Genomic DNA, 20531 nt, shown 5'->3' on the forward strand with positions numbered 1-20531 from the left:
GCTGCCAATACACAGGGCGCGCTAGTATCGGTATTTCCACAGGCATCGAAAGCTTCTTGCAGCATCGCGATTTTTCAAGGACAGGAAAAGCTACGACAGTGAGACAACATGTTTTTTTAAGGACAGAGTATGCTTCGGCAGCAGCACATCTATTTTTTTAAGACATTACGATTTTAACCGAACTCAATTCTTTTCAACTCCTCTTTGAACACGCACTATAAGAATTAAGATAACAAATGTAAGCTATATATACCTTCTTTACCATGAGATTCGTTTTTCATTCAAAGAAATGTTACTTAACAGTGAATATTTCTAAACAATAAAGAAGCTTTGAATACATTTAACTGAACGGAATCACAGATATTTTTTATGTTAAAAAAAATTAAACGAATGCCAAATTCGACATCCGTTGTTCATTTAAGAATGATAATATCTTGTCCCCTTGTCTTTGTATTATAAAAGTGTAGTGTACCCTTACACCCTCTCTTCTGACCGTATATGGAAAAATTCCTGCCATTTAATATGTACTTCTTTCCTGCGTAACATATACACGCAGGGAAAAAGCAACAAGAAGAACAGACTAAGGTGCAAAGGAGTTAAATTTGCGATCCATTGTCCGATAGAAGTATAAATAAAAGCTAGTGGAATATTAGAAAAGAAGGAAGATTTTGTATAGTCTTTAAACCCTGCAGATATTTCTAACAAACATAGTGATAATAAATGGAAATGAATAAATGGAATTAAGCGAAGCAGTGCTATTTGTGATGTTGTTAATGATTTTTGTTTGCCAATAATCCTTTCTTTCAATTTTTGAAACCGATTCATTGACTTTGGCATTTTATGAACAAAAAAATAAAAAAAAATGCTAGATAATGTAATGCCAATAAGTGAATAAACAGTTCCAGCAATAGTCCCGAATAGGATACCACCTGATATACAGATAAACATAACAGGGAGAAAAAATAACGGTCGTATTAAATGAAAACTAATAAATAATAATGGAGCAAACAATCCCCCGGCTTCAATAAAAGTGATGATGTGATTTCCGAAAACTTCCATAACCCGCCTCCTTATGCTAGTTCTCTGCAGCGAATATATTGGACGCGCATTATTACATGTATATGACAGGAGACGAGCCTTTATGACAAGAATATAGGTGAATTGGATAGTGCAACTTCATTCTTTGTTTTTAATCCATGGAAAAAGTAGATCAAAGGCTAAGTTCGCTATCTCCTTGAAAAACCGCGATGTATTTCTGCTGAAGCTTCTCTGTCCTTTAAAACCGCGATGCTTATTCAAAAAGCTTTCCTTGTCCTTGAAAAAGGAAGGCACTTTTTCTGCGTGCGGTGTATTGCTTCGTAGCTCTCCTTGTCCTGTCGACCTAAATCATCGAACATATACAAGTTATTGCTTTTCGCTTTTACTTTATTTTGTTACTACTCGTCTTGAGAGGTTCACATATCCCTTACATGTTTGGGAACTTTATTTACTTATACTTATTGGTTACTGTGCAAAAAAATACCAACTAATAATACCAATTTGAACAATTAATAATACAGGTACTCCTATGTTAAAAGTGATGTGCTTTGTTTTATGATGAAAAACCTTCATTCCGAGCCAAACCCCGAGAGCCCCACCAACTACTGCCAGAAGCCAAAATGTCCGTTCAGGTATTCGATACTGCTGTTTTTTAGCTTTTTGTTTATCGATTCCCATCAATAAAAAGGTAATACTATTTACACCAATTAAATATGGTAAAAGACTATTCCAAATTTCCATCTATTATTAGGTTCCTTTCCATTGATATAAAAATAGAATTGTAATACTTCGATTTATGAAGTCCTCCTTAGCAGAAGACTTCATGTTTTTCAAATTATTTCAAGCAATAAATTATGATAAAAGAGAAAAAAGGCTATGTCCTGCTTCAACGCAAGCATTTAGCCTTTTTTAATTATTTCTATTTTAATGCTTCTTTTGCTTTTGTTACAAGTTGTGTAAAAGCCTTTTCATCATGAATAGCCAGATCAGATAGCATTTTGCGGTTAATATCAATTCCCGCTACTTTTAAACCGTGCATTAACTTACTATATGACATATCGTTTAAACGAGCTGCTGCATTAATACGAGAAATCCACAGTTTACGAAAATCACGTTTTTTCTGTTTACGGTCACGATATGCATATTGACCTGATTTCATAACTTGTTGCTTTGCAGTTTTAAATAACGTTCTCTTTGAACCATAATAACCTTTTGCTAATTTAAGCACGCGTTTACGACGTTTACGCGTTACTGTTCCACCTTTTACTCGTGGCATATTAATTCCCTCCTAATACAAATCAAAAAGTAGTCTGTGCTTCCAAATGCTTTTAGGATAACTTATTTATAAGGAAGCATTGTTTTAATTCTTCTGTAATCTCCAGCTGATACTGTAGTAGTTTTACGCAGTTTACGTTTTTGTTTTTGTGATTTATGTGCAAACAAGTGGCTCGTATAAGCATGCCCGCGTTTTAATTTCCCGGTACCTGTTTTTTTAAAGCGTTTTTGTGAGCCTTTATGAGTTTTCATTTTTGGCATAATTGATTTCCTCCTTATTACAAATGCTTAAGTCATTATGCTGATGTTGCTGCCGTTAATCATTATTTTTCATTTAAAGGTGCAAGCATCATAAACATATTACGGCCTTCCATTTTCGGTTTTGTTTCAACGGTCGCAATATCTTTTACTTCTTCAGCAAATCGATCCAGAACTTCTCGTCCTAATTCTTTGTGAGTAATCGCACGTCCACGAAAGCGGACTGCAGCTTTTACTTTATCACCTTTTTGTAAAAATTTCCGTGCATTTTTTAATTTTGTTTCAAAATCATGATCGCCAATTCCAGGGGTAAACCGCACTTCTTTCACATTAATAACTTTTTGTTTTTTCCGTGCTTCTTTTTCTTTCTTCTGTTGTTCAAACCGGTATTTTCCATAATCCATTATCCGGCATACTGGGGGCTTGGCATTTGGTGCAACAAGGACCAGATCAAGATTTCTTTTTTGGGCAATTTCTAAAGCCTCTTGACGAGATTTCACGCCAAGTTGATCTCCATTGGCGTCAATTAATCGTACTTCCCGGGCACGAATTTTCTCATTAACATTCATGTCTTTGCTAATTATCATCCACCTCCAAAATTTTTCCATGCGTGATCATTTTTGACAAGTTATTATTTCATTCGCATCATTAAAAAAGCGTGGGCATCAGGACGCACCCACACTTCTCCAATTGTCTATTTCAATCGTTAGAACCAGTCAACTACCAGATGGCGTCGAGCAGGTGAGAAGCGGGTGCTTCTACTTGTCTCAGATCATTTAATTATCAACTACATAAGAATAGCATATGTATCGGATAATGTCAAAAAAAGAATCAATAAAGATAAAAAGAAATACAGTGCCACTTCATTTGGCGAAGTTTTTCAATTCATCTCTCACCCTCATATATAATATTCAAAAGTCTTTCTTCATCTTCTAAACTTGGTTACATCAAGTACTTTTCTGACATGAAAACCATATGAATAGACATGGGATTGTTTATTTGCGCACGGACAGCTTCATTAGGAGAAACTCTTTCATAGTAGCTTTACAATCATATTATTTCACAAGTATATATCAGCCGTATTTCCACTTGCTATCTAAATCCACGCATACCGCCTCCCCCTCTATTCTATTTCGCTACTTTTTTGTAAATTCCTGATTACCGCAAAACATTCTATAGATTTCCATAAAGTGAAACTTCCATCCGTTGGGGTTGTCTTTCATCTGTCATGGATTGAAAAGTAAAACAAAGGCTAAACCGCAGGCATCCTTGAAAAAGAGAAACCATTTTTTCTACGTGTCACACTTCCCGAGATCGACGTCTTACAGGTCCAACGAATCGGAAATATAGCTGCCGTTGTCCCCCACTTAGACTTCTTTGGTATTTACAATTGGGGATCTTACGTCACCTTACATTCGAGATACAAAAAACAGCTTCTTGTTGATCAACGAAGCTGTTTTTTTGATTTAATTCTTTTTTTCATATGTCCGTTTTATTTCGAAGCTTTATTTAACACTTTATTGTCGATTTCCTGTTTAATCATAGCAGCAAATGCATCAAGAGAAATCGTTTCTGTTTCCTTCTCTCCATAACGGCGAATATTCACTGCTTGGTCGTTCATTTCATGATCACCAAGGACTAATGCAAAAGGTATTTTTTGTGTTTGTGCTTCGCGGATTTTATAGCCGATCTTTTCATCCCGTTCATCTACCGAAACTCTTATGCCTTCCAGCCTTAACTTTTCTGCAACCTGTTTCGCATAATCAAGATGAGCTTTTGGCGAAACAGGGATTACTCTGACTTGTTCTGGTGCAAGCCAAGTCGGAAATGCTCCTTTATATTCTTCAATTAAGAATGCTACAAAACGCTCCATTGTAGAAACCACACCACGGTGAATAACGACTGGACGATGAGGTTGTCCATCTTCGCCAATGTAGGTTAAGTCAAAACGTTCTGGAAGATGGAAATCAAGTTGAACTGTGGACAATGTTTCATCTTTTCCAAGTGCTGTTTTCACTTGTACATCAAGCTTCGGTCCGTAAAACGCTGCTTCACCTTCAGCTTCCACATAATCCACCTTTAAATCTTCCATTGTTTCTTTTAACATCGCTTGTGCTTTTTCCCACATGGCATCATTATCCACATACTTTTCTTTATCCTCAGGATCACGATACGAAAGTCGGAAATAATAATCCGTAATACCGAAATCTTCATACACCTTTTGTACCAATTCTACAACTCGGATAAACTCATCCTTTAATTGATCAGGACGTGCAAAAATATGCGCATCATTTAAAGTCATTGCCCGTACGCGCTGCAGGCCAGCAAGTGCGCCAGACATTTCATAACGATGCATCATTCCCAGTTCAGCAATACGGACAGGCAGATTACGATAACTATACAACTGATTTTTATAAATCATCATATGATGTGGGCAATTCATCGGACGAAGAACAAGTTCTTCATTATCCATTTTCATTTCAGGAAACATATCTTCTTTATAATGATCCCAATGACCACTTGTTTTATACAACTCGACACTACCTAATACCGGTGTATATACATGGTCGTAACCAAGTCGTTCTTCTAAATCAACAATGTAGCGCTCAATGATCCGACGAATGGTTGCACCTTTAGGCAGCCATAATGGCAATCCTTGCCCCACTTTTTGTGACACTGTAAAAATACCTAACTCTTTTCCAAGTTTACGATGATCTCGTTCCTTTCGTTCTTCGAGGATCTTTAAATACGCTTCAACTTCGCTTTGCTTTTGAAATGCTGTCCCGTAAATTCGTTGTAACTGTTTATTATTGCTGTCCCCTCGCCAGTAAGCTCCGGAAATACTTAACAACTTAAAGGCTTTAATCTTATTCGTTGAAGGAACATGAACCCCCCGACACAAGTCAAAAAACTCACCCTGCTTGTAAATAGTGACTTGTTCACCTTCAGGAATAGCATCAATCAACTCTAGCTTTAGTTGATCATCTTGGAACATTTGTTTGGCTTCTTCTCGTGACACTTCGACCCGCTCAATTTCTAGAGCTTCATCTACAATCCGCTTCATTTCCTTTTCAATTTTAGCAAGATCCTCTGGTGTGACAGAATGTTCCATATCAAAATCATAATAGAATCCTTCCTCAATAACTGGACCTACGCCAAAGTTGACGTCTTTATAAAGCCTTTTTATTGCCTGTGCCATTAGGTGGGCGGTCGAATGACGCATTATTTCAATACCTTTATCATCTTTATAAGTAATAATTTCGATACGACCACCATGATCTAATTCTCTTCTTAGATCAAATAGCTTGTCGTCCAATTTAATAGCTAATGCCTGCTTTTTCAATCCCGAAGAAATAGAAGCCGCAATCTCTTCTCCGGTAGTTCCTGCAGGAAATGCTTTTTCCGCACCATCTGGAAAAATAAATGTTAATTGTTCAGTCACTGCTCTCACTCCTTCTTCAATTAAAAAACGCTCGTCCCTCTGCTAAAAAGCAAAGGGACGAGCGTTGTTAGTAACGTCGTGGTTCCACCCTAATTCCCGTAAAAATATACGGCTTCATGCATCTTTAACGCAGATGATACGCTGCTATATACTTTCCTTCCATAGCAGGGCTCCAAGGTGGTAAATCATTATTGTATGTGGAAGCTTCCAGCCAAAGACTCCCTTCTCTTGCCATACATCTCATAATGATTCATGTCCTTTTCCTAACCTGTAATTCACATATATATAGTATAATCTGTATTATAGCGCTCGTTCCATGAAAAAGCAAGACTTAGAATTACCCTTTCTTTGTAAAATAAACAAATGGAAACTGATGGAGCGGTTCAAAGATAACTCTTTCTTGAAAAACATTAATAACGGTTAATGTTTTTGGATCAGACGGATCATCCCCGTATATATAAATCTTTTTGGGCGCCATTGCTATTAATGGTGATAAATTTAATTCACTCTCGTCTAACCCAACAAGATACAGTGGCTCTTTTTGCATTAAAGTACGCAGTTCCGTATTCGAAAATGGTTTACCATTCTCTTTAAAAAAGGAAAATGTATCTCCCTGTAAAAGATAAACCGCGGATACAGAAGGTTCTCGCCGTGCAATATATCCCCTGAGCATATTGATAAATTCCTGATGTTCTTCTTCTCGTTTATATTCGTCAATAGCAAGTCCAACATAATGAATAATGTAGTCTCTAAACACTTTCAAACGAAATTTAACTAGCGAATCATAGTGAATGGTGACAGTATCCTTTATGTTAGCGATAAACAAGGATTCAAGCAATTGATAGGGATCTTCTTTTTTATGAACGAGCAGATCATTCTTATCCCTACCTGCCATCACCCAATTCGTTAATTCAAGAATTTTCTCCTTTTCATCTGCATCCGTATAGTAATAAAAATCTTCAATTACGGATGTAATTAGCTTACTTAAACGATGTGTCATATAAACATCTGTCAACGATTTAGCAATTGCTCCAGTAAGTACTTGACCAGGTATATGTTCTTCAAATTGTAAAAGATTCCCCCATTCTTTATGAGTTTTCCAGTGCAAATTAATGTGTTTGTTATGCTGTCGCATCCTTTCACAGAACCGAATAACTTCTTTATCTGACTCAATAAATAATTCCACCAATAAACATCACCCTCATCCAACCAAACTGTTACATTATATGGACAAAGAGTTAAAATAATGAGTAATCCATAAAAACTAGTAAATTACAATGAAAGTAGAATTTTTTATAAAAAGCATGATTTAAAATGCTAGAGTGATTTCAAAAAAACTAGCAGATAGAGTCAGAGAATTGACATCTGCTAGTTACAACTAAAAGGTATGATTTGGGTAATCTATTTTTATACTATAATGCTATCTAACCAACCAAAAGGATATTAAAACCATACGAGAAACGTCTTTTTTTAGAATATGTGTCATCTACTCAGAAAATCAATTGTCTTGAATAATTCATTTACCAGATACTTAGATGCAATCCTGCACAAGTCTGTCATTAAACCATCCCTTTTACTAGAGCTGGTTTGTATATAAGTAAAAAATTACGTACGCCGATTCTCGGAAAATACAGGAATTGGCTGACTAACTTGTTTGATACGTTCAATCACTCGCCCAGCTTTTACTTTTTCAACACCGGTTTTCGTAAGCGACAAATGTGATTCTAATTCCTCCATACTGTAATTGGAGGTAAAAAAGACTGGTAAACCTTCCATCATACGAAATTGCAACAGAGATCCTAAAATTTCATCCCGAAACCATGATGACTGCATTTCTGCACCAATATCATCGAGCATTAATACATCTGCCTTTTTAAAATAGTCCAGCTTTGTATTTAACGAATCGTCTTTCATGGAAGCTTTCATCTCTCGTACAAATTCAGGCATATAAATAAGTGATGAGGAGATATACATTTCCTTTAACTTATTTGCCAATGCGCCTAGAAAATATGTTTTTCCAACGCCAAACGGGCCATATAAATATAGTCCCTTTTGTGGTATATTTTGCTTACAACCTTCAATGAATTTCAAAATTTCCCGTACTGCTTTACTCCGCTTTGGATCAGCATCAATATAATCAATCTTAGCTTCTAATATTTGTTTTGGCATATATAAACTTTGAACTAACCGCTGCTGTTCTAACTGCTTTTCATAATCAATGCGTTGAAAGCACTTTTTATAAGATAAACGGATTTCTTTCCCTTCGACATGTAAAACTGGTGAATAGCCCGGGATCATATTCATGCATTTATCTAAGCTCGTGCATTTATCGCATTGCTTTACTTGCGATTTAAATTCATATAATTTGATTATATTTTTATCAATTTCTTTTTTGGTCAGTTGTGGATGTTTAGCCAAAAAAGCTTTAATCTCCGGATCATTCAGGATTTCCTGTTTGATTTTCGTATAATGTTCCTGAAAGTTTTTATTTTCTCTCATCCACTTTTGCAATGTCGATCGTACCGGTTTCATATCCATCATCCTTGAAATTGCTATTATTTATCATTACTAGAATACTGCTTTAAGAGCGCTGCTATTTCTTTTTGCTCTTGTACTTCATCCACTTGTTCTTCATATGTAGCTACTGCTTCTTGTTTTTGCCGTTGCTTCTGTTCTTTAAACCAGTCTGGTATTACCTCTTTTGATTGTCTGCTACTATAGTTATTTCCAGTATTTTTTGCTTTTTGATTATTTTTTACTTCTTGTTTAGCAAAGTCCATTGCTTCTTTTGCTGTTTTTAAATTCGCTCTTGACCAATGACTTGCAATTTTTGAAAGATAGTTTTTAGTTAGCTTCATATTTGTTTGCAATAAAACATAGTGAATTAATACATTCATAACCGGGGTTGGCAGTCCTTGAGATGTCATAACCTCCCCCACTAAGCGTAAGTCTTGTTCCGAAGCTTGATGACCGCCTGATAAATCTTCCAATAGCTGTTTTGGAGAAATCGTTTCAAAATGTTGAATAAGCTTTTCTTCTTTTGTTTTTGGCGTTTTCTGTTCCGTAGATGTTGGGCTAACTTTTTCTGTCTTATCAATCAGTCGAACATGACTTCCTTTATATTTGGATTGAAATAAGTCATAGCAAGCTGCTTTAAACTCTTCTATATTTAAGCTATTATCTTCTGTTAACGCCCAAATAACTGCTTTTTCCACTTCGTATGTAGCTAAATCATATAAAAACATCATTTGGGAAATCAGTTTACGGTTATAGCCCGTTAGCACTTTTTTCTCTGGGATCATGCGCTGTTTTAAACTTTGCTCGATTGGTGCAAAATCTATACCTTTTATATCAGGCATTCGATCCAATGATTGCTCTTTTACATGCGGTTGAAAATCAGAAGTAATTGTTTCAAACACATCCTGAAAGGAAGCAGTTATATTTATACCGTATTTCTCATCTGCCACTGGTAAAAAATGTTGCTTTAATCGATCATATTTATCAGGACCAATATGATGATATAAAAGCTGAGATAACATTGGATCTTGAAAAAATCGTTCCGGCGAATAGACAGGCAGTAATACATAAGTAAAAACCCGGTTTGCTTCGTTATCCATTTGATAAGTTTTAAGCAAACCTATTCCTTCGAGTTTTAGTCTGGCAGTATATATCTCGTCTAAAGGAAGATTCAAATAATTCATAAGCGTATGATGAGTTTGAGGAGTTGGTTTATCACCCAGGATGTCTCGTTCATGCAGTAATGTTTGATATAGGATGGTCGCATTTAAACCAATTAATGGTTGGTACAGATGCGTTAACGACTTTGCATAATCCATTGGTAACGATTCTTGGACTACTACAAAATAGCCTTCGACAGGTAATATCTTGCCGATCCTATTCATGTTGAATCTATTCCTTTCCATCTGATTCATTCTTTTTATCACTATCAATGATCTCTTTTAATTCATCGAGAAAAACATTGATATCTTTAAATTGACGATAAACAGAAGCAAACCTTACGTAGGCAACTTCATCAACTTCTGACAGACGATCCATCACCCGTTCGCCTACCTCTTTACTATTCACTTCTGAAATTCCTTCATTTCGCAGATCCTTCTCTACATTTAAAGCTATTTCTTCAATGGTTTCTAATGGAACCGGACGCTTTTCACAAGCCTTTATTAATCCACGTATTAACTTGTCACGACTAAATTCCTGCCTCGCTCCATCTTTTTTTACAACGATTAAAGGAACAGCTTCAATCCGCTCAAAAGTCGTAAATCGAAAGCCACAATGCTCACATTCTCTGCGTCTGCGAATTGCTTGTCCTTCTTCAATTGGTCTCGAGTCCAATACTTTTGTACTTTTGTTATGGCAATTTGAACATCTCATCGTTCTGCCCACTCCTCATTTTTACCGTTACCTAGTTTGTTTCGTAATTAATGGTAATACATGATTAATTTCTTTGTAAAGCCGTTGAATAATTTTTGTGCTATAACCAAAATCAAACGGAAGTGCAGTCTCTGTTGTAACCGAAAAGTCCACTGCAGTTTGAAAAGGTCTCACCATAATGATCGTTACGATGATAAACGCTTGTCTTCTTTTTTTAACTTTTACACTTATTTCTCCATGCTCTTCAGAAATGGAATGTAATTCGTATGTTTCTGATCGACCAAGAATCCCCTCAATTGCACGCATTGCTTTTTCTTTTGTTGTTTTATAATAATGGGTACGTAACGTTGAATCCCAATGATTATCCTGAGTTTCAGCATGATTGTTAAGATATTTGGAAATCCTATTGCGAAATTCCATTTTTTGCCACCTCGGTGCAAGTTTATTCCTGTGTATAGTATTCCTATTTTAACATGTTTTACAGAAAACCTCTATGATTCTATCTTTATTGAAATCTTAGCTGACAACAAGACTTTGATGCAGATGGCTAGACGAATAAAGTGAAACTTCATTCAGTAGGAGTTTTCTTCCATCTCCTACTGAATGTTAGTTGAACGAATCGGGTATTTAGGTGCCGTTTTCCCCCACTTAGCCCCTTTTGTATGAACTCAGGGATCTTGAAGTGGGAGTTTTACGGCACCTTACATGCGGGATAAAGCTACTATCAAAAAATATCTACTATGTAAAAATGAATATAATTGTCCTAGATAATAAAAAGACAACATGGGCTGACAGACGTATTCGCCTACCAACCCATGTTTATTTTATGTGCTTACAATTATAAATTTTGAAATTGTTTAATCCTAAGAACTCCTACTCCCCGCGGTATTTCAAGCTTTTCAACACGGTTCGCCTCAAGCATGGTAATAATATATTGTACAGCTTTATGGGGATCGATTATATTTCCGCATGTATAAACATCTATGCTGGCATAACCATGCTCAGGAAAGCTATGCACAGTTAGATGGGATTCAGAAATAATCACAACACCACTTATACCAATAGGCGCGAATTTATGAAAGGTTACTTCACGAATTTCTGCACCTGATTTTAGGGCAGCTTCCACAAAAACCTGCTCTAGTATATCGATATTATTTAATTTGTTTACATTACATTGCCAAAGTTCAGCAATGACATGTCTTCCCATTGTATCCATTTTTTTCACCCTTATGGCATATTAATTACTGCCTTTATCCTGTCAATGGAGGGAAGTTTATTGATCAGCTTACCCCTTAAAACAGAAAAATAATTTAAACAATGATACAACGAAAAGTATAAACTGTCTGACCGTCATTTGCAATTCATTTTGTTTGGCAATGTTCTAAACTATTCTCTTTTCATTCTAGCTAATTTGAACATGCTTTTGGTGCATATAATGTCCGACATATTTTACTAGATCCATAACTCGTGCGGAATAGCCCCATTCATTATCATACCAGGCAAGCACTTTCAATTTATGATCTTCCATTACGATCGTTGACAATCCGTCAATAATTGCTGAATAATCCGTCGTCGTGTAATCGATGGATACTAAAGGTGCATCGCTATAATAAACAATCCCCTTGTACTCAGCTTCAGCAGCCTTCATAAAGATGTCATTTACTTGTTTGGCAGTAACTGTTTCTTCCACATCTACTACAAGGTCAACAAGGGAGACATTGGGTGTTGGAACACGTAAAGCCATCCCATGCAGCTTTCCATTTAGGTGTGGTAACACTTCACCTAACGCCTTCGCTGCTCCTGTTGAAGTAGGAATGATAGATTGAGTACAGCTTCTAGCTCGTCTTAAATCTTTATGTGGATTATCAATATTTTTTTGATCGTTTGTAAAAGCATGTACGGTCGTCATAAGACCATTCTTAACTGTAAAATGTTCATCAATAATTTTTACTACCGGAGCAAGGCAATTAGTTGTACATGAAGCGTTAGAAATAACTTGGTGCTTATCGGGGTCATAAGATTGTTCATTGACACCCATAACAATGGTGCAGTCTACTTCTTTACCTGGCGCTGTAATAATTACCTTTTTTGCTCCAGCACGAATATGTGCTCCTGCACTCTCCTTTGTTTTGAACTTACCAGTTGCTTCGATAACTACATCAATTTCTAGTTCTTCCCAAGGCAACTGTTCAGGAACTCGAGAATTAACGAGCTTTACTTTTTTATTATCAACCATAATTCCATGATGAAGCGGTTTCACTTCTTTATTAAAAATACCATGTACACTATCATATTTAATTAAGTGGGCTAATGTTTCAGCAGGATAACTAGCATTAATAGCTACTATATCCAATTGCTCATCATCAATAGCCTGCCGAAACACCATTCTTCCAATTCGCCCAAAACCATTTATTGCAACCCGAGTTTTCCTCATTTGTCTTCCTCCCACTATGAGTTATACTTTTTCTGCTTATTTACTAATTAGTATAACATATTAACGATTGTGTGTGACCCTTATTTTAAGTTTTACTTTATGTTTCAGTTTTCTAACTATTAAAACTTTCCTGTTGTTACTTGAAAATGACAATAGGCCTTGAGTTTACTCTCCCCTCTATCCCGTTCCTCATTAGACTACTAATTCCAGCAAGAAAACTAGTAAAATGAAAAACCAATGTTGCCTTATCATAGGAAGAAGAACAAAGTTTGCTACAGCTTGTGTGCATGAGCTACGATGCTACTTTTCAAAAAGTTATCCGAAGCAATAAAAAAGCGGCCCGCTTATTTAAGACCGCTTACTCTTGTTAAACTATGCTATATGTCTTATCCTATTTACAGAAGTTAAGACATTGCTTCACTAAATTTTCCTTATGTGATTAGTCTCCTTAGGTTCATAGATCTTATGTTGGATATGGAACTACGTAATAACACTCCAGGACATTAATATTTTTTCCAATTGCTTATAGGTTTTATATTTAGAGCCATTATTATCGATTACAGCATCTGCCTTTTTCGCTTTTTCTTTCACTGGCATTTGTGCTTGCATACGTTGAATGGCTTCTTGTTCGGTATACTCATTTCGCTCCATTAATCTTTGAAGCTGCACATCCTCATCTGCATAAACAACAATCGTCTTATCGATGAGATGTGTTAGATTATTTTCAAACAAAAGCGGAATATCTAAAACGACACATGGCGCTTTAGCCTGGAGATAAGCATCTCTTTTTTCGATCATTTTTTCTCTCACTGCAGGATGAACAATTTTATTTAATTGATCTCGTTTCGCTTCATCAGCGAATACTATTTCACCAAGCATTTGTCGATTTAATGTTTTATCTGCTCGCAAAATTTGCTGGCCGAATTGATCAACGATTTGTTTGTAAGCTAACTCACCTGGTTTAACTACTTCCCTTGCGACCTTATCGGCATCAATTACAGGAATATTAAAATCCTCAAACATAAGGGAGACGGTACTTTTTCCCGTTGCGATACTTCCAGTTAAACCGATAATCATTGACATCATCTCACCTCTTTAGCGGTTGGCAATTGGTACAAACATGTGTACCGCGCCCACCGACTTTCATTTTAGCGATTGGACTTCCACACATCTTACAGTTTTCCCCTTCTTGTCCGTACACATACAATTCCTGCTGAAACATCCCCATCTCGCCTTGACCGTTGACATAAGAGCGAATGGTTGTTCCTCCTTGTAATACAGCTTGTTCCATTGTTGCAATGGCCTGTTTACGAATTCCTTTTATTTCCTTATGTGTTAATTTATTTGCCTGTCTTAACGGATGTATACCTGATCGAAATAGTGTTTCATCTACATAAATATTACCTAAACCAGCAACAACTGTTTGATCTAACAAAGCCGATTTAATAACACGCTGTGTCTTTTTTAATTTTTTTATAAAATAATCGTCTGTAAACTCCGAATCGAATGGGTCAGGGCCTAATAAGCATAACGGTTTATGCTCCATTTCCTCTCCTTTATAAAACAAATGCATCGTACCAAATTTCCGCACATCATTATAGCGTAATTCTTCACCATTGGTTAGCTTAAATATAACATGTGTATGCTTTTTAACTGGTTCTTCTTTTGGAGTTACGCTGTATTTTCCTTCCATACGTAAATGGGATACAAGTACATAGTCATTTAGCTGAAATAATAAAAATTTACCTTTACGTTCAATATCTAAAATGGTTTGACCACTTATTTCTGATTTAAATTGCTCCACATCATCTGGTCTTTTAATAATTTTTGGCCAGTAAACCTCTACTTGCTCAATCGTCTTATTCATTACAAACTGCTTTAACGTATTTCGAATTGTTTCTACTTCTGGTAATTCCGGCATCTCCCTAGCTCCTTACTTTGCATCAAACCAGCTGTCACCATAGGCATAATCTACCTTTAAAGGTACATTGAGATTAACCGCATTTTCCATAACAGCTGGTACTATTTTAATTAATTTGTCGATTTCTGACTTCGGTGCCTCCATGATTAATTCATCATGTACTTGCAAAAGCATTCTAGCTTTTAGCTTCACTTCTTTTAACTTATGATCTAAATCAATCATCGCTTTTTTAATAATGTCTGCAGCACTTCCCTGTATTGGCGTGTTCATTGCAGTTCGCTCTGCAAAACTTCTTTTATTAAAATTCCTGCTTGTAATGTCTGGTAAATATCTTCTTCGCTTCATCAACGTGCTGACATATCCTTTATGTTTTGCTTCTTGAACGATCTCTTCCATGTACGCTTTGACACCAGGATAACTTGCAAAATAGCGATCAATAAACTGCTTTGCTTCTTTTCTGGTAATTCCTAAATTTTGTGACAGACCGTAATCGCTAATCCCGTATACAATTCCAAAGTTTACTGCTTTAGCTTGTCTTCGCATATTTGAAGTAACTGCTTCTTTATCGACATGAAAAACATCCATCGCTGTCTGGGTATGAATATCCAAATCATGTTGAAATGCGCTGATTAATTTTTCATCATTGGCAATATGTGCTAACACCCGCAGCTCAATTTGCGAATAATCGGCAGCAAACATGAGCCATCCCTCTTGTTCAGGGATAAAAGCTTGACGGATTTTCCTACCTTCTTCTAAACGGATAGGGATATTTTGCAAATTAGGATCGATCGAGCTTAAACGCCCGGTTTGTGTTAAAGCTTGATTAAAGCGGGTATGAATTTTGCCAGTGTCCTTATTGACAACCTTTAATAACCCTTCAATATATGTCGATTGCAATTTTCCTAGCTGGCGATATAGTAATAGCTTTGGAATAATTTTATGCTCATCCTGTAACTGCTCTAAGACATCAGCAGCCGTTGAATAGCCTGTTTTCGTTTTCTTTATAACAGGAAGACCTAATTTATCAAAGAGGATCGTGCCTAATTGCTTAGGTGAGTTTAAGTTAAATTCTTCACCAGCTAATTCGTGTACTTCTTGTTCCAGTTCAGCTAACCGTTCTTTTAAATCTATTCGCATTTCTTCTAAGCGACTTTCATCAACACGGACACCTGTATGCTCCATTTCCCCAAGAATTAAAGCTAGCGGCATTTCCAGCTCCGTAAAGAGTTCATATTGTTCATTTTCCTGCAACTGACTTTTCATTTTCTCTTTTAAATTATATAAAGTCAATGCTTTTCTAACGACATGATCAGCAAGAACTGATTGTTCTGGGACGTGCTGCTTTGCCCCTTTTCCATACACTTCTTCATCAAATAGACAATCTGTATGCCCCATCCGATGCCCAATTGCAGGTATATCATGATTATTTTCAGAAGGATTCAATAAGTAAGAAGCAAGCAACATATCAAAGATAATGCCTTTAATATGAATGTCATTTCGTAATAGCGATACGAGTGTTTTCTTGGCATCAAAAACGATTTTTTGTTGATCTTCAGCCTCTAGCCAATTTTTAAATATATTTGATTCTAAGGCTACTTCTGTTGGTATAAAGTAAGCATGATTAGAATTAACAATGGAGAAGCCCTCAATCGATGCTTGGTGATAATTTTCTTCTATCATTTCTACAATTAAAGCTTCTTCACCAGTAAATAAATCGTCGTTTATCTCTTTAAGTACCGTAAAATCAATTGCAGATTGCTCATTAACTGTAGTGGTATCCTCATCTTCTTTCCCTTCAATTCGATGTAACAAAGACTTAAAGCCCAGCTCCCTAAAAATCGAACTTACCTCGCTTTGCTGATAACCATCATACTTAATATCATCAGGTTGAATCGTAATAGGAGTATCACGCTTAATTGTTACAAGCTGTTTACTCATAAACGCCTCATCTTTGTGGTTTGCTAACTTTTCTTTTAATTTTTTTCCACTAACTTGATTCAGATTTTCATAGACCTTTTCTAATGAGTGAAATTGCTTTAAGAGCTTAATAGCCGTTTTTTCACCAACCCCAGGTACACCAGGAATATTATCCGAGCTATCACCCATCAATGCCTTTAAATCAATGATTTGTTTTTCGCTGATTTCCATTTTCCCTTTTAAATAATCTGGAGTGTATCGTTCCACCTCACTTATACCTTTTTTCGTTAAAGTTACAGTTACCTTGTCTGATACTAATTGGAGTAAATCTTTATCTCCAGAAATAACCGTCACATCCCAGCCATCTTCTTCTACTTGTTTGGATAATGTTCCAATAATATCATCCGCTTCATAGTTATCCAGTTCATAGTGGGCAATCTGAAATGCATCTAATACTTCTTTTAGCAATGGAAACTGTTCTGATAGTTCCGGTGGCGTTTTTTGCCTTCCACCTTTATATTCTTTATACGTTTCATGCCTGAATGTTGTTTTGCCGGCATCAAAAGCAACAAGCATATGTGTTGGTTTTTCTTCCTCCATCATTCTTAATAACATCGTCGTAAATCCATATACAGCATTTGTATAAATGCCTTTATCGTTATTTAAAAGCGGCAGTGCAAAAAATGCCCGATAAATTATACTATTTCCATCAATTAAAACCAGTTTATTGCCCATGATTTCGCCTCCGATAATTTCATCATTAAGCATATTTTATCATTCTAGCTACATAAAGTGAAACAACAGTGTTGGTACGAAGGCTGAAATCCTTACAAATATTGCTGTAACCACGTGCAGCTTCGTCAAAGCGATTGACTATTAGAAAATATTGCAAATAAAAAATAGCATAGTACCTGTTAGTACCACTTGCTTAAGTGACTAACTGCTGATTCCTATAAGCTATTTGCTAGCCGCTGAATAAATAAACTTGGTAATATTACTTTCAAACGGATAGCTCTTCAAAAAAATAAAAAACATCCCTGCTCAGGAATGTTTTTTATTTTTTTTATTTATCGGTAAACATACCGTTATTGCGGTTCCCTTATTTACTTCACTTTCAATATTAATCTCACCATCATGAACTTCAACAATATGTTTAACGATAGCCAAACCTAGCCCCGTTCCTCCTGTATTCCGGCTTCTCGCTTTATCTACTCGATAAAACCGTTCAAATATGCGTGGGATAGCATCCTTTTCAATACCTATTCCAGTATCCTCTACTTGTATACATACATAATCATTAACTTCATTGATTTTTAAAGAAATACTTCCCTTTTCTGGAGTGTAATTTACAGCATTATCAATTAAATTAATAATAATTTGTTTTACTTTTTCTTTATCTGCTGTTAATTGCAGATCCGGTTCGATTTGTTTATTAAATGTGAGCTGTTTATTCTGCACCCTTTGTTCTATAATCGGCATTACTTCTTGAACAATCTCATTTACTGAAAAGGTGGTAAGGACAAGTTGAAGGTTTTCCTTTTCTAACCGCGATAAAATCAATAAATCCTCAATTAATAGTTGTAATCGATGGCTTTCTTTATAGATAATCTCCAAAAACTCTTTATTTTTTTCCAGATCCTTCATTGGATCGTCTAATAACGTTTCAGCAAATCCTTTAATCGAAGTAATTGGAGTTTTTAGCTCATGGGAAACATTAGCTACAAAGTCTTTCCGCATTAATTCCAATTTTTTCAACTCTGTAATATCATAAAGTACGAGTACTGCACCTTTTAGTAAGTTTCGATCATCAAATATAGGTGCTCCTACTATCTCAATATAATATTTATCGAGACCCTTATAATGGGTAAATTCTTCTTTTATATTGCGTTCATAAAGGAAGGTTAGCTGTACTGTTTCATGAATGACCTCATTATGGAGAACATCATAATAAAGATGTCCTTGAACCTCATTCGGTGTTTGATCAAACATAGCTAAAAATTTGCGATTAGCAAAGTGAATATATCCTTTAGCATCGATTAGAACAAGGCCGCTCTCCGTATTTTCAACAATGGTTGATAATTGCTCTGATTTCATTTGTTCTTGTATGGTCAGTTCATTTAAATTACGAGCAAGCGCATTAATTTTTGTACTTAATTGACCAATACTATTGTTTGCTGGATGATGAAATCTTGCACGATAATTACCTTTTACAATTTCATCAATTGTTTTTGTTGCTTTTTTTACCGGCTTAATGAATGTTTCGTATAAGTGCAACAAAAATAATACTAAAATGATAAATTGAATAATTAATACTGCAGCAATTACTAAATATTCACCTACTAATATACTTAATAAAATACCGGTTAAAGACACTACAAGCAGAATTCCTATAGTGTAACCGAATATTGGTTTTTCAAACAAAAATCGCATTAACTAGGGTCCTCCAATTTATACCCCAGACCTCGAACTGTTTTAATATAAACAGGTTTTTTAGAATCTGGTTCAATTTTATCGCGTAAATGAGAAATGTGCACATCTACAATACGTGTATCACCAACAAAATCATAGTCCCAAACTCCACTAAGCAGTTGATCTCTAGAAATGACCTTCCCTTTATTTTTTGCTAAATAATAAAGTAATTCAAACTCTTTCCTTGTAAATGTAATCACTTTTCCATTCATTTCCGCTTCATATCTTTCAGGAAATATGGTTATGTTGCCAACCTGAATATACGAAAAATTTGATTTTTCTACTCGCTTAGACCGTCGTAAGATTGCCTTTATTCTAGCAATAACCTCTTTTGGACTAAATGGTTTCGTTAAATAATCATCGGCTCCAAGTTCCAACCCAAGCACTTTATCAAATTCCTCATCCTTAGCTGTAAGCATGAGAATCGGTGTATTTATTTGATTATTACGTAAATACCTACAAACATCCATGCCGTCCATTTCAGGGAGCATCAGATCTAAAACAATCAAATCATAACTGTTGCTCTCTGCTTTTTGCACAGCTTGAGAACCATCATAAGCTACATCGGTAATAAAACCTGCCTTTTCAATATTGAACTTCAGTAAAGTTACAATTGACTTCTCGTCATCTACAATTAAAATTTTCTCGTTCATATCCAGTCCCCGTTTCTAATCACTAGTAGTTAATAGGTTCCACCTCCATCTTACAATGAATCGCATTGAAAGTGAATACGATAAGAGTTTGTAAATTTATTTTTACACAAGATCAGTGGTTTGGGATGGTAAAATATAATATATTCCATATATATGAGTAAATAAACAATCACATACATAAATTGAATTAAAAAAAGTTTTCTAAAGATTGTGCAGTCAATGTATTTGGTCGACTCGCAGGAATAACATAAAGCTTTCCAGTAATCACCTTATCTCCTTTTTCATCTTTACCGGTAACAGTCATCGCAATACGCTGATTTGCATCATCAATTGCAATGACCTCTAATGTAAAATAAACTTCTGTATTGTGGTACACTGGTTTTGTGAAAATGATCTCATGGTGTGTAATATGACTACCAGGACCAGGCAAATGCATCGATACGAGGGAGGAAACCATTCCAAACAGCATGACGGCTGGTACGATTGGTCTTTTATATGGGGTTAATGAAGCATAATCATGCTGAAGGTATAAAGGATTAGCATCATTCGTTAAACCTAAATATAATAATAGATCTCGATCCACCACTTTTTTCGTTTCACTATAGTTATCACCAATCTGAATATCTTTCAATTCTTTACCTAAAGGTCTTCTCTTTCCTATCATTCTGAGCCCTCCCCATTAATGTAAATGCTTTCTATTATATCAAAAATTCACATTATTGCCAATGATAA

Annotated in this window: 19 protein-coding genes and 1 other annotated feature; all 19 genes read right to left on the reverse strand. The window is 35.7% G+C overall.

Annotated features, from left to right (window positions below; translation table 11 throughout):
- Positions 1 to 474: 474 nt before the first annotated feature.
- Positions 475 to 1059, reverse strand: coding sequence for a TVP38/TMEM64 family protein (locus JNUCC74_RS11735; protein WP_454065490.1), 585 nt, complete (start codon positions 1057 to 1059; stop codon positions 475 to 477).
- Between the two features lie 444 nt (positions 1060 to 1503).
- Positions 1504 to 1779 (reverse strand): DUF1294 domain-containing protein, encoded by a 276-nt coding sequence (locus tag JNUCC74_RS11740; protein ID WP_454065491.1) that lies wholly within the window; start codon positions 1777 to 1779, stop codon positions 1504 to 1506.
- A 178-nt stretch (positions 1780 to 1957) separates the two neighbouring features.
- Entirely contained in the window at positions 1958 to 2314 is a 357-nt protein-coding gene (gene rplT, locus JNUCC74_RS11745; protein WP_077321321.1) for a 50S ribosomal protein L20, read from the reverse strand.
- A 62-nt stretch (positions 2315 to 2376) separates the two neighbouring features.
- Positions 2377 to 2574, reverse strand: a complete 198-nt coding sequence (gene rpmI, locus JNUCC74_RS11750; RefSeq protein ID WP_077321322.1) for a 50S ribosomal protein L35 — start codon at positions 2572 to 2574, stop codon at positions 2377 to 2379.
- A gap of 62 nt (positions 2575 to 2636) precedes the next feature.
- On the reverse strand, positions 2637 to 3140 hold the full coding sequence (gene infC / locus JNUCC74_RS11755; protein ID WP_454067891.1) for a translation initiation factor IF-3: 504 nt from the start codon (positions 3138 to 3140) through the stop codon (positions 2637 to 2639).
- A 75-nt stretch (positions 3141 to 3215) separates the two neighbouring features.
- Positions 3216 to 3341, reverse strand: a sequence feature (ribosomal protein L20 leader region).
- Positions 3342 to 4063: 722 nt separating this feature from the next.
- Complete coding sequence (thrS, locus tag JNUCC74_RS11760; protein ID WP_454065492.1) at positions 4064 to 6013, reverse strand: threonine--tRNA ligase; 1950 nt, start codon at positions 6011 to 6013, stop codon at positions 4064 to 4066.
- Positions 6014 to 6350: 337 nt separating this feature from the next.
- The gene (gene ytxC, locus JNUCC74_RS11765) at positions 6351 to 7199 is read right to left on the reverse strand and encodes a sporulation protein YtxC (RefSeq protein WP_245799858.1); all 849 of its coding nucleotides are present in this window, start codon (positions 7197 to 7199) and stop codon (positions 6351 to 6353) included.
- Positions 7200 to 7618: 419 nt separating this feature from the next.
- A complete protein-coding gene (gene dnaI, locus JNUCC74_RS11770; RefSeq protein WP_454065493.1) occupies positions 7619 to 8545 on the reverse strand; it encodes a primosomal protein DnaI in 927 nt (308 codons plus the stop codon).
- A gap of 23 nt (positions 8546 to 8568) precedes the next feature.
- The gene (locus JNUCC74_RS11775) at positions 8569 to 9915 is read right to left on the reverse strand and encodes a replication initiation and membrane attachment family protein (protein ID WP_454065494.1); all 1347 of its coding nucleotides are present in this window, start codon (positions 9913 to 9915) and stop codon (positions 8569 to 8571) included.
- A 7-nt stretch (positions 9916 to 9922) separates the two neighbouring features.
- Positions 9923 to 10405, reverse strand: a complete 483-nt coding sequence (nrdR, locus tag JNUCC74_RS11780) for a transcriptional regulator NrdR (protein ID WP_077321328.1) — start codon at positions 10403 to 10405, stop codon at positions 9923 to 9925.
- 27 nt (positions 10406 to 10432) lie between these two features.
- Positions 10433 to 10825: a cytosolic protein gene (locus JNUCC74_RS11785; RefSeq protein ID WP_454065495.1), complete on the reverse strand. Its 393-nt coding sequence runs from the start codon at positions 10823 to 10825 to the stop codon at positions 10433 to 10435.
- A 418-nt stretch (positions 10826 to 11243) separates the two neighbouring features.
- Positions 11244 to 11621, reverse strand: a complete 378-nt coding sequence (gene speD / locus JNUCC74_RS11790) for an adenosylmethionine decarboxylase (protein WP_454065496.1) — start codon at positions 11619 to 11621, stop codon at positions 11244 to 11246.
- A 186-nt stretch (positions 11622 to 11807) separates the two neighbouring features.
- Complete coding sequence (locus tag JNUCC74_RS11795) at positions 11808 to 12839, reverse strand: glyceraldehyde-3-phosphate dehydrogenase (RefSeq protein WP_454065497.1); 1032 nt, start codon at positions 12837 to 12839, stop codon at positions 11808 to 11810.
- Positions 12840 to 13319: 480 nt separating this feature from the next.
- Positions 13320 to 13922, reverse strand: coding sequence for a dephospho-CoA kinase (gene coaE, locus JNUCC74_RS11800; RefSeq protein WP_454065498.1), 603 nt, complete (start codon positions 13920 to 13922; stop codon positions 13320 to 13322).
- A 4-nt stretch (positions 13923 to 13926) separates the two neighbouring features.
- Positions 13927 to 14760 (reverse strand): DNA-formamidopyrimidine glycosylase, encoded by an 834-nt coding sequence (gene mutM / locus JNUCC74_RS11805; protein ID WP_454065499.1) that lies wholly within the window; start codon positions 14758 to 14760, stop codon positions 13927 to 13929.
- Between the two features lie 12 nt (positions 14761 to 14772).
- Positions 14773 to 17412, reverse strand: coding sequence for a DNA polymerase I (gene polA, locus JNUCC74_RS11810; RefSeq protein ID WP_454065500.1), 2640 nt, complete (start codon positions 17410 to 17412; stop codon positions 14773 to 14775).
- 306 nt (positions 17413 to 17718) lie between these two features.
- Positions 17719 to 19107, reverse strand: a complete 1389-nt coding sequence (pnpS, locus tag JNUCC74_RS11815) for a two-component system histidine kinase PnpS (protein ID WP_454065501.1) — start codon at positions 19105 to 19107, stop codon at positions 17719 to 17721.
- Positions 19107 to 19799, reverse strand: coding sequence for a response regulator transcription factor (locus tag JNUCC74_RS11820; protein WP_454065502.1), 693 nt, complete (start codon positions 19797 to 19799; stop codon positions 19107 to 19109). The genes pnpS and JNUCC74_RS11820 overlap by 1 nt, the downstream gene beginning before the upstream one ends.
- A gap of 187 nt (positions 19800 to 19986) precedes the next feature.
- Positions 19987 to 20463: a MaoC family dehydratase gene (locus JNUCC74_RS11825; RefSeq protein ID WP_454065503.1), complete on the reverse strand. Its 477-nt coding sequence runs from the start codon at positions 20461 to 20463 to the stop codon at positions 19987 to 19989.
- Positions 20464 to 20531: the final 68 nt, after the last annotated feature.

It is taken from the genome of Cerasibacillus sp. JNUCC 74 (assembly GCF_053667775.1).